General features: G+C 76.2%; 11 protein-coding genes. 2 read left to right on the top strand and 9 right to left on the bottom strand.

All coding sequences use genetic code 11. The features are described 5' to 3' along the window. From ACYVKY_RS16290 to ACYVKY_RS16280, 3 genes are all read right to left on the bottom strand, one after another. Positions 1 to 565: DUF4192 domain-containing protein (locus ACYVKY_RS16290; protein ID WP_460436036.1), on the bottom strand; the 565-nt coding region annotated here is incomplete at its 3' end. A 106-nt stretch (positions 566 to 671) separates the two neighbouring features. Then, complete coding sequence (locus ACYVKY_RS16285; RefSeq protein WP_460436035.1) at positions 672 to 1,040, bottom strand: YkvA family protein; 369 nt, start codon at positions 1,038 to 1,040, stop codon at positions 672 to 674. Positions 1,041 to 1,187: 147 nt separating this feature from the next. Beyond that, entirely contained in the window at positions 1,188 to 1,871 is a 684-nt protein-coding gene (locus ACYVKY_RS16280) for an EcsC family protein (RefSeq protein WP_460436034.1), read from the bottom strand. A 109-nt stretch (positions 1,872 to 1,980) separates the two neighbouring features. On the opposite strand from ACYVKY_RS16280, the gene ACYVKY_RS16275 reads away from it, so the two are divergent. Both ACYVKY_RS16275 and ACYVKY_RS16270 read left to right on the top strand, forming a co-directional pair. Beyond that, a complete protein-coding gene (locus tag ACYVKY_RS16275; RefSeq protein WP_460436033.1) occupies positions 1,981 to 3,792 on the top strand; it encodes a S9 family peptidase in 1,812 nt (603 codons plus the stop codon). 17 nt (positions 3,793 to 3,809) lie between these two features. Further along, positions 3,810 to 5,555, top strand: a complete 1,746-nt coding sequence (locus ACYVKY_RS16270; protein WP_460436032.1) for a DNA polymerase — start codon at positions 3,810 to 3,812, stop codon at positions 5,553 to 5,555. 18 nt (positions 5,556 to 5,573) lie between these two features. Here the strand turns inward: ACYVKY_RS16270 and ACYVKY_RS16265 are convergent, their stop codons facing one another. The 6 genes from ACYVKY_RS16265 to ACYVKY_RS16240 all read right to left on the bottom strand — a co-directional run. After that, positions 5,574 to 6,749, bottom strand: a complete 1,176-nt coding sequence (locus ACYVKY_RS16265) for a glycoside hydrolase 64/thaumatin family protein (RefSeq protein ID WP_460436031.1) — start codon at positions 6,747 to 6,749, stop codon at positions 5,574 to 5,576. Positions 6,750 to 6,851: 102 nt separating this feature from the next. Beyond that, complete coding sequence (locus ACYVKY_RS16260; protein WP_460436030.1) at positions 6,852 to 7,493, bottom strand: NUDIX hydrolase; 642 nt, start codon at positions 7,491 to 7,493, stop codon at positions 6,852 to 6,854. A 7-nt stretch (positions 7,494 to 7,500) separates the two neighbouring features. Beyond that, complete coding sequence (locus ACYVKY_RS16255; RefSeq protein WP_460436029.1) at positions 7,501 to 9,267, bottom strand: CTP synthase; 1,767 nt, start codon at positions 9,265 to 9,267, stop codon at positions 7,501 to 7,503. A 74-nt stretch (positions 9,268 to 9,341) separates the two neighbouring features. Then, a complete protein-coding gene (locus ACYVKY_RS16250) occupies positions 9,342 to 10,433 on the bottom strand; it encodes a glycosyltransferase family 4 protein (protein ID WP_460436028.1) in 1,092 nt (363 codons plus the stop codon). Continuing rightward, positions 10,430 to 12,118 (bottom strand): murein biosynthesis integral membrane protein MurJ, encoded by a 1,689-nt coding sequence (murJ, locus tag ACYVKY_RS16245; RefSeq protein ID WP_460436027.1) that lies wholly within the window; start codon positions 12,116 to 12,118, stop codon positions 10,430 to 10,432. Before murJ ends, ACYVKY_RS16250 begins: the two co-directional genes overlap by 4 nt. Beyond that, positions 12,115 to 12,963 (bottom strand): hypothetical protein (locus ACYVKY_RS16240; protein ID WP_460436026.1); only part of this gene is annotated, 849 nt, incomplete at its 5' end. The genes murJ and ACYVKY_RS16240, both read right to left, overlap by 4 nt.

Genomic DNA, 12,963 nt, shown 5'->3' with positions numbered 1-12,963 from the left:
GGCGCACCCGCCCGGCGACCCGCCGCCGCGCGGCCTCGGGGGCGGGCGTGAGGTCCGGCAGCAGCTCGGCCCGGCTGGCCGCGGGGCTGCGGCCGAGGCCGACCATGTGCGCGCTGACGACCGACGCCTCGGCCTCCGCGAGCGGCCAGCCCTCCGGCGGGCAGCACCCGCGTCCGCGGCACAGCAGCGAGCGGAACCGGGTGCGGTCGACCTGCCAGCAGTCGACCAGGTCGACGCCGCGAGCCGCGAGCGCGTCGTCGAGCACGTCGAGCCACCCGGGGACGCCGGCGAGCGCGTCGTCGAGGTAGACCACGGCCACCGCGCGGTCGGCGCCGTCGGTCTCGAGGTAGGCGGCCACCTCGTCGGCGCGCCGCGGGTCGCCCGTGACGACGTCGGCCAGGTCGACGCGCAGGACCAGGCCGAGCTCGCCGGCCGGGCCGCTGAACGCGACCAGCGCCAGCGAGTCGTGGGGCACGAACCCGAGCTGGTACGGGACCAGCGCGACGACGTCGCGCGGCTCGCGGACGGTGAGGGACGGGCGGTCGGGCGGCGGCGGGGTCGGCATGCCGCGGACGCTGCCGCAGCGGGACGACCGCGCGGGTGCCGTCAGGACGCCGCTGTGGACGACCGGCCGATCGGGCGGCCTGTGGACGACGCGAGGGTGCAGCCGGTCAGATCACCTGACCGGGCACGACCCCCTCGGGACCGGAGGCGGCGACCGGGTCGCCCTCCCAGGCCAGGAAGCGCTCGGTCTCGACCAGCACGGCGCCGGCGAGCCAGCTCAGGACGAAGGCGTCGTCGCCCATGCCGACGAGCAGCAGCAGCGCCTCGGGCATCAGGTCGACCGGGCTCACCACGTACGCCAGCGCCAGGCCCATCAGCAGCAGCCGGGAGCGGTCCGTGCCGGGGTACTGGCCGCGCAGGGTGGCGGTGACCAGACGCGGCAGGGCCAGCAGCTGCTCGGAGATCGGGGGCGCGTCGGGGCGACGCTGCCCGCGGATCGCCTGCCAGAGCGCGGCGAAGGCCGAGATCCTCTTCACGGTGCCCTCCTGGGGGACGCGGTCGCGTGCTCCGACGGTACCCCCGGGACCCGGGACCTCCCCGGGCGCGGGCCCGTCGGACGCGCGGCGCTGCGCCGCACGCCCCACTCGACGAACGACCGGCCCCGGGGGTTCCCGCCCTGCGGCTCAGCGCTGCACGAACTCGTCTCGGGCGTTCTGGGCGATCCTGCGCAGCAGCCAGTAGTCGAGGCCACCGCCGATGACGCCGCCGGCGAGCGGCACGCCGCGACCGAGCCGCGACAGCCCCTTCTTGCCGAGCTGGCTCAGCAGGTTGAACCCGATGCCCTTGTTGATCACCATCAGCGCGGGACCGGGCAGCCGCTGCAGCGCCAGGTCGGAGATCCTGCCGACCGGCGAGATGCCGCCCTTGGCCAGGATGCTGCGCGAGTCGGCGCCGACCAGCGTCAGCAGCACGGCCGTGCGCACCTCGGGCTGGGTGACGTCGTAGCCGCGCAGGTGCGCGATGCCGGCGACCAGCCGGGTCGCGATGCCGTAGAAGCCGACCACGTTGGCGGGCAGCGCCACCGGGAGCGTCACGAACCCGCCGAGGCCGGTGACGAACCCGCCGGCCGCCGCCAGCTTCAGGTGCGTGGCGACGAGCCGCTCGATGGCGGCCTCGGTCGAGCCGGCCGCGGCCCGCGCCGCCTCGGCGGCGTCCGCCGCGGGGTCGAGGGGGCCGACGCCGTCGATGCCCGCGTCGACGAGCCGGGTCACGATCGTGGTGGCCGTCCGCTCGAGCCGGGACTGCTCCTGCTCGGTCTTGACCTCCACGGGCGCGAGGTCCTTGCCCTGCGCTGCCGGGTCGCTCACGGTCGTCCTCCTCCGCGCCGGCTCGGGGTGCCGCCGCTCGTCCCGGCGATCATGCCGGGTCGGCAGGACGCCCGCACGGCGGTCGCCGGCCGGGTGACAGGGTGGGCGCATGAGCGACCCCACCACCGAGGCCTGGCTCGAGGTCCGCAGCTGGCGCGCCCTCGACCTCGACGCGCAGGGCCGCGTGCTGGCCGTCCACGACGACGCCGGCACGTTCCAGCTGGTCGAGCTCGACGGCGACGACGTCCGCCCGCTGACCGCCCTCCCCGGCGCGGTGACGGGCCGGTACCTGCCCGGGCGGCGGGTCCTGGTCGTGCACGACGAGGGCGGCGACGAGAACGCGCAGCTGTCGGTGCTCGACGCCGACCGCGCGGGCCCCGCGGGTCTCGACGACCTCGAGCCGCTGGTGCGCGCCGCCGGCGTCCTGCACCGGGTGCTCGACGTCCGCGGCGACCACCTCGTCTACGCGCACAACGGCCGCAACCGGGTCGACTTCGACGTGCACGTGCGCCACCTCGGCACCGGCGACGACGTCGCCGTCTGGACGCGCGGTGGCTCGGTCGCCGAGGGTGCGCTCTCCCCTGACGGCGCGCGCCTCGTCCTCGCCCTGACGTCGACGACCGCGATGAGCGCGCACCTGGTGCTGCTCGACGTGCGCGACGGCGACGCGGAGCCGCTGCCGCTCACCGACCCCGACGAGCCCGGGCGCCACGAGGGCCTGTCGTGGACGCCGGACTCGTCGTCCGTGCTGTGGAGCACCGACGCCGACCACGACACGCTGCTGCTCGGGCGGTACGACCTCGGGCGCGGACGGTTCCTGCCGCTGGTGGCCCACGACCTGTGGGACGTCCGCGGCTGGCTGTCCCCCGACGGCGCGCGGCTGCTCGTCGAGACCCTCGTCGACGGCGAGTCGCGCCTGGCCTTCCACGACCCGGCGACCGGTCGCGTCACGCAGGCCGTGCGGCTGCCCGGCGAGGGCACCCCGGCCGCAGGTGTCGTGTCGTACATGCTCCCGGACCCGGTGTGGGACGACGCCTCCGCGCGCGTGGTCCTGAGCCTGAGCGCGCCGGGCGTGCCCGGCGACGTGCTCGTCGTCGACGCCACCACCGGCGAGGTCGACCGGCGCACCGACAGCGCCGCGGCGCTGCCCGCCCCGGCGGCGCTGCCGTCGTCGCACCGCGTGCCGACACCCGACGACGAGCGCGTCCCCTGCTTCTCCTACCCGCCCGGCGCCGGCGCCACCGGCTCGTGCGTCGTGCTCGTGCACGGCGGTCCCGAGGGGCAGTCGGTGCGCACGTTCAACCCGGTCGTGCAGGCGATCTCGGCCGCCGGCCACGCCGTGCTGGTGCCGAACGTGCGCGGCTCGACGGGGTTCGGCCGGCGCTGGTACTCCCTCGACGACGGCCCCCTGCGGCTCGACTCGGTCGCCGACCTCGCGGCCGTGCACGCGTGGCTGCCCTCGCTCGGCCACGACCCCGACCGCGCCGCGCTCTGGGGCGGGTCGTACGGCGGCTACATGGTGCTCGCGGGCCTGACCTTCCAGCCCGACCTGTGGGCGGCCGGCGTCGACATCGTCGGGATCTCCTCGCTGGTGACCTTCCTGGAGAACACCTCCGCCTACCGCCGCGTCTACCGCGAGCGCGAGTACGGCAGCCTCGCCACCGACCGCGAGCTGCTCGAGGCCGCCTCGCCGCTGCCACGCATCGACCGCGTCCGCGCGCCGTTGTTCGTGATCCACGGCGCGAACGACCCGCGCGTCCCGCTGTCGGAGGCCGAGCAGGTCGTCGCGGCGGTGCGGGCGAACGGGCTCGAGTGCGAGCTGCGCGTCTACGACGACGAGGGCCACGGCCTCGCCAAGCGGGTCAACCGCCTCGACGCCTACCCGGCGGCGATCGGCAGCCTGTCGCGCTGGCTCGCCTGACGCGCGGCGCGGCACCGGTGGACCAGGACGACCGGCCGGCCCGGGGCGAGCAGGTCGCGCTCGCCGTGGGCGGCGGGGCGCTCGCGCTGGTGCGCCCGGGTGGCGTGACGCACCTGGTGCCCCTCGAGCGGGCGCCGGCGCTGCTCGCCGGCCTCGACGCCGAGCACGCACCGCGGTGGACGTGGTGGTCGGCCGCCTCGGTGCTCGGGCCGCTGCTCGCCGTCGACCCGTCGCTGCGGCTCGGTCGCTGCTGGGACCTCGCGGCGGTGCACCGGGTGCTGCACGGCGGGTTCCGCGCCGAGCCGGTGGACGTCTGGTGCCACGTGCGCGGGCTCGATCCCGCGGCCGCGCCGCGCGCCGGCCAGCTCGACCTGCTCGGCGCGACCGACGGCCCCGACGACGACGGCGCACCCGACGACCCGGTGCGCCCGGACGGCCACCTGCGACCGGACTGGGCCGCCGGGGCCTGGGCCGCCTCGGCCGACACCGCGACGCGCTGGGCGGCCACCGCACTGCAGGTGGCTGCCCGCCAGCGCGAGCTGGTCGACGCGGTGCCGGCCGCCGGCAGCGCGCTGCACGGCGTGTGGGCCGAGTCGGCCACCGACCTGCTCGCGGTCGAGCTCGGGGCCACGGGTCTGCCCGTCGACCGCGCCGAGGCCGAGTCGCTGATCGGGGCGGTGGCGGACCGTCGTCCGGCCGACGAGGCGGACGAGCGCCGGCTGCGGTCCGAGCGCGACCGCCTCGTGCTCGACACCGTGCCCACGGAGTCGTCGGTCGACCTGCGCAGCCCCGCGCAGGTGAAGGAGCTGTTGCGGCGCAACGGCTTCGACCTTCCCGACACGCGCTCCTGGCGTCTGGAGCAGCTCGCCGGCTCGCACCCGCTCGTCGACGCGCTGCTGCAGTGGCGCAAGGGCGAACGCATCGCCACCACCTACGGCTACCGCTGGCTCGACGCCCACCTCGGCGCGGACGGCCGGTTGCGCGGCACCTGGACCGGCAGCGACGGCGGCGCGGGGCGGATGACCGCGTCCGCCGGTCTGCACTCGATGCCGCGCGAGCTGCGGCCGGCGGTGCGGGCCCGCCCGGGCCACCTGCTCGTCCGGGCCGACCTCGGCCAGGTCGAACCCCGTGTGCTGGCGGCGATCTCGGGAGACCGCGGGCTCGCCCGGGCCGCCGCGTCCGACGACCTCTACGCCGACGTCGCCACCGCGCTGGGGTGCGAGCGACCGGTTGCGAAGATCGCGGTGCTCGCGGCGATGTACGGCCAGACGCACGGCACGGCCGCCGACGCGCTGCGCGACATGGAGCGTGCCTACCCGGTGGCGATGCGCTTCCTGCAGCGCGCGCACAACGAGGGCAAGGCCGGTCGCGACGTGCTCACCCACGCCGGCCGGCGGGTGCGGATGTGGCACCTCGATCCCCTGCCCGCCGACGCCGGGCCCGACGCCGTGCGCGCCCACCAGTCGGCTGTCGCGGCGCGAGGACGGTTCGCGCGCAACGCCGTCGTGCAGGGCTCGGCCGCCGAGCTGTTCAAGGCCTGGACGGCCACCGTCCGTGCGCGGCTGCGGGCCGAGGGCACCGGCGAGGTCGTGCTCTGCCTGCACGACGAGCTGCTGCTGCACGTGCACGAGCAGGCCGCCGACCACCTGCGCACCGCGGTGGTCGACGACCTGCGCGGCACCGCCGCCCGCTGGACGGACGCACCGGTGCGGTTCGTGGCCGACGTCGCCGTCGTGACCCGCTGGTCCGACGCCAAGGCCTGACCAGCGGGTCGGACGGGCTCAGAACGGGTCGACGGCGAGCTCCACCGACCGCGCGCCCCGGTCCTCGATGTACGACGCGAACCCCGCGACGTCGTCGAACGCGAACCCGTAGGCGCGGCCGTCGACGTGCACCTCGTGCAGCACCTTGGCGTAGTGGTTCGTCCGCTCGCCCTGGTAGAAGCCGGCCGGGTCGGTGGTCGGCTGGGTCGCCTGGTCGCGCATCGTGGTGCGGTTGAGCGCCGCCCCCAGGATCGCCGCGATCGGTCCCCCGACGCCGTCGTTCGGCGCGCTGATCGCGCCGTTGCAGAACAGCACGTCGCTGGTGCTCGGACGGTTGAACGCCGCACGCTGCGCGTCGCCCTGCCACGCCACGATCTGGTCGCCCTGCACCCGCAGCCGGTAGGTCTGCGGTCCGGCGACGACGGTGAGGTCGCGGTCGCGGTAGGCGTCCCACGCCTGCGCGACGTACCCGTCGAGGTAGCCGCCGTCGAACCGTCCCGCGCCGATGCCGTGGCTCGGCGCGATCACGCGCCGGTCGCCGACGACGAGGTTGCCGAAGCCCGGCGTCGACGCCATCCGCTCGAACACCCGCGCCCTGCCGCCGCTGACGACCTCGCCGACCCGCTGGTTCGCGTTGCCGCTCAACGTGATCGACAGCGGGACGCTGAACATGTCGACCATCGTGGTGTTGCAGTACATGGCGCCGCCGGTGTGGGTGAACTCCATGCAGTCGTAGAGGATCCCGAACGACGGGTCGCTCTCGACCCACCCCGCCGGGTGCGCGATCCCGACGCCGTCGGGCGTGCCGACCACCCGGAACGGGATCTGCTGGCCGAGCGAGACGTACACCCGCCCCGACAGCTCGGGCAGCGGCAGCTGCCGCCGCTGCGAGAGCGGCACGCCGTACGAGGCCGTGCCACCGGACCCGTTGTCCCCCAGGCTCGCCGGCACGAACGCGCCCGACGCGTCGACGTGGCCCTGCCGGCCGGTGGCCAGCTCGGTGCCGACGACGTGCACCCACACGGCGTCATCGGGGTAGCGTCCGCTCCGGTTCACCACCGACAGCGGCAGCGTCGCCGCCGCCGCCCTCCGCGGCGTCAGCAGGCCGCTGCCACCTGCCAGGGTCAGGGCCGCCGCGGCCCCGAGGAACGCCCTCCTGCTGGTGCCGCTGCTGGTGCTCGTGCTGCTCGACATCGTCGTCGACCTCCCGATCGCGTTGGGAGCGCTCTCACGCCCGTCCTGCGACCGTAGCGACAAACCGGACATCTCGGAAGACCCTGGGCGAACCCGGCTGGGTCAGCGGTAGGCCTTGTGCTCCGGCCAGGGCGCGTCGACGGGACGCAGCGTCGTCCACCCGGCGTCACGGGCGGCGGCGGCCGCGAGCACGCCCGCCACGGCGGTCGGGTTGTGCACCCGGCCGGCGAGCACGGCGTCGCGGGCGTCGTCGAGCGCGACCCACTCGGCGACCATGTCGCGCTCCTCGTGCTCGCGCTCGTGCCGTTGGTCGTCGGGCACGGGCGACAGGTCGCGGGCCACGAAGACGCGGATGGCCTCGTCCATCCCGCCCGGCGAGTTGAACCAGTCGACGAGCACGTCCCAGCGCCCGGCGACCAGGTCGACCTCCTCGGCGAGCTCGCGCTGCGCCGCGCCCACCGGGGGCTCCCCCGGCACGTCGAGCAGACCGGCCGGCAGCTCCCACAGCTCCATGCCGACGGGGTGGCGGTACTGCCGCACCAGCAGGATGCGCTCCTGCTCGTCGAGCGCCAGCACGCCCACCGCTCCCGGGTGGCGCACGTACTCGCGCCGCACGGTGCCGGCCTCGCCGAGGTCGACGGTGTCGCGGACGACGTCCCAGATCAGACCCGCGTGCACGACCTCCGACGCCACCACGGGACGCGGCTGCAACCGGTCGCCCTCGGCGAAACCCCCTGTCGTCACAGCGGGTTCAGACCGTCGCACCGGTCGCGGCGGCGTCGACGTCGACCTCGTCGTCGCCCACGCGGGCCGACTCGACCTCGATCAGGCGCTCCTCGCGCTGGCGCTCGAGACCGGCCGCCACCAGCCCTGCGAACAGCGGGTGGGCCCGGTCGGGGCGCGACAGGAACTCCGGGTGCGCCTGGGTCGAGACGTAGTACGGGTGCACCTCGCGCGGCAGCTCGACGAACTCGACCAGCTGCCGGTCGGGCGACTCCCCCGACACCACGAGTCCGGCCGCCTCCAGCCGCTCGCGGTACTCGTTGTTGACCTCGTAGCGGTGGCGGTGCCGCTCGGAGACCCGCTCGCTCCCGTAGGCCGCGGCCACGACCGAGCCCGGCTTGAGCGCGGCCGGGTACAGGCCGAGGCGCATCGTCCCGCCCATGTCGCCCTCGCCGGCGACGATCGACTTCTGCTCGTCCATCGTCGCGATGACGGCGTGCTCGGTGCCCGGGTCGAACTCCGACGACGACGCGCCCTCGAGCCCGACGACGTTGCGTACGTACTCGATCACCATGCACTGCAGGCCGAGGCACAGCCCGAGCGTGGGCACCTGGTTCTCGCGCGCCCAGCGCAGCGCGCCGAGCTTGCCCTCGATGCCGCGCACGCCGAAACCGCCTGGGACGCAGACCGCGTCGACGCCCGACAGCTCCTTGCGCGCACCCTCGGGCGTCGCGCAGGTGTCGGACGCCACCCAGCGGATGCGCACCCGGGCGTCCTGGTCGAACCCACCGGCGCGCAGCGCCTCGGTGACCGACAGGTACGCGTCGGGCAGGTCGATGTACTTGCCGACCAGGGCGACCTCGACCTCGTGCGCGGGACGGTGCACGCGGCGCAGCAGCTCGTCCCACGCCGTCCAGTCCACGTCGCGGAACGGCAGGTCCAGCCGGCGGACGAGGTAGGCGTCGAGGCCCTCGGAGTGCAGCACCTTCGGGATGTCGTAGATCGAGCGAGCGTCCTTGGCGGTCGCGACGGCCTCGAAGTCGACGTCGCACATCAGCGCGATCTTGCGCTTGATGCCCTCGGGCAGCTCGCGGTCGCAGCGCAGCACCACGGCGTCCGGCTGGATGCCGATCGAGCGCAGCGCGGCCACCGAGTGCTGGGTCGGCTTGGTCTTCAGCTCGCCGGACGGGCCGATGTACGGCACCAGCGAGACGTGCACGAAGAAGCACGAGTCGCGCCCGATGTCCTGGCGCACCTGGCGGGCGGCCTCCAGGAAGGGCAGCGACTCGATGTCGCCGACGGTGCCGCCGACCTCGGTGATGATGACGTCGGGCGCACCGTGCGGGCCGGGGGCGTCGGCCTGCAGGCGCATCCGGCGCTTGATCTCGTTGGTGATGTGCGGGATCACCTGGACGGTGTCGCCGAGGTACTCCCCGCGCCGCTCCTTGGCGATCACCTCGGAGTACACCTGGCCGGTGGTGACGTTCGCCGAGGCGTCGAGGTCCTCGCCGAGGAAGCGCTCGTAGTGGCCGATGTCGAGGTCGGTCTCGGCGCCGTCGTCGGTGACGTACACCTCGCCGTGCTGGAACGGGTTCATCGTCCCGGGGTCGACGTTGAGGTAGGGGTCGAGCTTCTGCATCGACACCCGCAGGCCGCGGGCCCGCAGGAGGTGCCCCAGGCTGGAGGCCGTCAACCCCTTGCCCAGGGACGAGGCCACCCCACCGGTGACGAAGATGTGGCGGGTCGCTGCGGACCCGCCCTGCCTGGCCGAGGTCCCGTAGCTGCGATCCACCACGGGCTTCGACGATAGCAGCCGCCGCGCGACCCGCCGACCGGCGCGGCGCGACACGCCCCGCGGGTCGGCGCGTCTCAGCCCGTGACCGCCCGGTAGACCTGCTCCACCTGCGCCACGGCGTCGTCGTCGGTGGGCAGCGTCGCAGCCCGCTCGAGGCCGGCGCGCCGGTAGTGCTCGCGGCCGGCCGGGTCGTCGAGCAGCCGGCCGACCGCGGACGCCAGCGCCCGCGCGTCGCCGTACGGCACCAGGACGGCGGCGCGCCCGGTGACCTCGCCGGTGCCGCCGACGTCGGTGGCCACCAGCGGCGCCCCGAGCCGCAAGGCCTCCTGCACCCCGAGCGGCTGGCCCTCCCAGACGCTGGGGCTGACTGCGACGTCGGCGGCCGTCAGCAGGTCGGCGGCGTCGGACCGGTGACCCAGCAGCCGCACCGGCAGCGACTCGGCCGCCACCCGCGCCTCGAGCTCGCCGCGCAGCGGGCCGTCGCCCGCGACGGCCGCCACGAACCCGCCGGCGTGCGTGCGCGCGAGCTGCCCGATCGCGTCGAACCACAGCGGGTAGCCCTTCTGCGGTGCGAGCCGCGCCACGGTGACCAGCAGCAGCTCGCGGTCGGCGAGGCCCAGCTCGGCCCGGACCCGCTCGCGCACCTGCTCCCGCGTCCCGCTCGGCGGCGCCCCGGGCGGGGACGGGACGAGCGCCCGCTCGGTGCGCCGCGCGCCCCGCGCCGCCATCCGCTCGACCAGGTCGCCGCTGATGCCCAGGACGGCCGCGGCGCGGCGGGCGACGAGCCCCTCGACCACCGCCGACACGCGCCCCACCAGGCGCCCGCCGACCGGCAGGTTGTGCAGCGTCACCACGAGCGGGGTGGACGTGCGCGCGAGCGCCACGTGCCCGCCGACGCGCAGGCCGTGGGCGTGCACGACGTCCGCGCCCGCGGCGAGCCGGCGCAGCTCGCGCACCGCTGCTGCGTCCGCACCCACCCTCGGGCGGTCGCCGATGTCGACGGGCGAGAACCGCGCCCCGGTCGCGTCGAGGTCGAAGTCCGCGCGCGCCGCCGCCGGGGCGCCGACCACGACCTCGTGACCCCGTGCCACCAGCCCGGACGCGAGCGCGGCCACGTGCCGTCCCACGCCACCTGCCGAGGTGCCCTGCACCAGGAGGACCTTCACGTCGCCTGCCTCTCGCCGGGCACCCCGGTGGTGCCGTCCGTGGACCCCTCGGCCCCGCTCGCCCGCCCGCGGCGGGCCAGCCGGGTGGCGGCCCGCACGCTCGGCCGGTCGAGCACCGGCAGCGCGGCGACCAGCACCACCGCGGCGACCAGCGCCGACCCGAGCCCCGCCAGCACGCTGCCCCCGGTGCTCCCGCCCCACGCACCGGTGAGACCCGTGGACGCCCACCAGCCCGCACCGCCCGCCAGCACCGCCGCGGCGCCGCTGCCCAGCAGGGTGCGGGCCAGGCCGTCCAGGGCGGACGGTCCGGCGCTGCGTCGCAGCGCCACCACGAGCGCGACCCCCGCCACCGTCATGCCGATGCTGGTGCCCCCGCCGAGCGCGACGGCGACGTCAGGCGGCCGGGTGACCAGGAGCGACAGCACCACCATCGCCACCACGACCGCGACCCAGCCCACCACGGTGGCCACGGCCGCCAGACGTCCGCGCTCCAGCGCGTACAGCGCCCGGCCCACGTGCGCGATGACCGCGAACCCGACCAGGCCCGGGGCCATCGCGACCAGCGCGGGCGCCATCTCCCCCACCTCGCCGGCGTCGAGGTGGCCGAAGAACGCCGCCACCGGGACGGCCACGGCCACCAGCACGGCGGCGCCGGCCGACGAGACCAGCAGCAGCGCCCGGGTGGTCCAGGCCGCGGTGGCGGCGAACCCGTCGGTGTCGCCGGTGGCCGCCCGCTCGGCCAGCCGTGGGAAGGCGCTGGTGGCCAGCGGCACCGCCAGCAGCGCGTACGGCAGGAGGTACACCGCCTGGGTGTACTGGAAGACGTTGAGAGTGGCAGTGGCCCCGCGCCCGTTGGCCAGCAGCAGCACCGCCACCACGCTGGCCTGCTGGGCCAGCAGCGTCACCACGCCGGCGCTCGCGAGCGCCACGGCGCGCCGCGCGACACCGGGCGGGAAGGCGAAGGTGGGTCGGAGCCGGACGCCGGCCCGCCGCACCGGCCACAGCATCGGCAGCGTCATCACCAGGACGCCGGCGGTCGTCCCCCACGCCAACCACGCCTCGGCCGTGCCGGGTAGGGCGAGCGGGTCGTTCCCGGCACCCTGCGCGGTGCGGGCGAAGATCGCGTACGCGGTCATCACGACCAGGGACGACAGCAGCGGGCCGAGGGCCGGCCAGACCAGGCGGCGGTGCGCGGTGAGCACGCCCGCGAGCACCACGCCGATCCCGTAGAGGAGCACCTGCGGGGCGAACACGACGAGCATCCGGGCGGCCAGCGCCGCCCCGCCGTCGCACCCGCGCCCACCCGCACCGAGCAGCTGCACCAGCGGACCCGCGAGCAGCGCCACCAGCAGCGACACCGGCGCCAGCACCGCCACCGCCCAGGTGAGCAGCGCCGAGGCCGTGCGGTCGACCTCGGCGCGGTCGGCACGGGCGAGCGGACCGGCCAGCAGAGGCACCACGGCGCCCGCCAGGGCTCCGCCCGCCACGACCTCGAACAGCACGTTCGGCAGCTGGTTGGCGGTGGAGTAGGCGTTGCCGACGCACTCGGCCGACACCGAGTTCGAGTAGACGATCCAGCGTCCGAAGCCGGCCGCCCGCGCGAGCAGCGTGATCGCGGCGAACACCGCGGCACCGCCGGCGATCCCGCCGGCCACGCCGAGGGCGCGCCGGGAGGCCGGGCTCACGGCGCGGTGCGAGGACGCCGCCCCAGCGCATCCAGCTCGCGCAGCACGGGCGTGCCCTCGATCACCCGGGTGAAGCTGACCTTCTCGCTGAGCAGCGTGAGCGCGACCAGTCCTGCCAGCAGCACGCCGCGGGTGCGGCCGCCGGCGGGCGCTCCGGCGGTGGCAGCCACCGCCGACACCCCGAGCAGCGCGCCGACCGCGTTCGCGCCGCCGTCGCCCAGCATCGACCGCTCGCCGAGGTCGGGACGCAGCAGCGGCAGCGAGGCCCCCACCGCCGCGGCCGGCAGCGCGGCGAGCGCACCGGCTGCGAGCGCGGCGGGTGCGGCCGAGAGCGCGACCTTCAGCACCCGGCCGGGACGCAGGTCGAGCAGGTTGCCCAGGTTCGCCGTCCCGGCGACGACCCCTCCGGCCACGACGACGTCGGCCAGGTGGCGGACCGCCCCCCGCCCGTCGCGCTCGAGCAGCAGCGCCGCGGCCAGCACGCCCGTCCCGCCGATGCCGAGGATCTTCAGCGCGCCCGTGGTGACCTCGCCGCGGGCCAGCGACCCGAGGTGGCCTCGCAGCCCCTTGGACGACCCGCGCTCGCCGAGGTCGTCGAGCACGCCGAAGGCGGCCGCACCGGCCGTCGCGACAGCGGCACCGGCCCGCACGCGGGGTGGCAGGCCCGGTGCGGCGAGCGCACCGGCCACCGCGCCGACGGCCCAGGACGGGCCTTCCCACAGGGTGACGTCGTCGCCACGGTGGTTCGTCCGGGTCCAGGGCGCCGCCCCGCCGGGCGGTCGCTCGCGCGCCGACCAGGTCGCGCGGATCGAGGCGCGGGTGGAGGCCGCGCTGTCGGTGCTGCC

It is taken from the genome of Angustibacter speluncae (assembly GCF_054777815.1).
This window is presented reverse-complemented; position numbering and strand designations above follow the sequence as displayed.

What these genes read in the sequence shown, in the direction of transcription:
- ACYVKY_RS16275 (WP_460436033.1), top strand. Translation starts at nt 1,981, where the DNA reads ATGAGCGACCCCACCACCGAGGCCTGGCTCGAGGTCCGCAGCTGGCGC.
- ACYVKY_RS16265 (WP_460436031.1), bottom strand. Translation starts at nt 6,749, where the DNA reads ATGTCGAGCAGCACGAGCACCAGCAGCGGCACCAGCAGGAGGGCGTTC.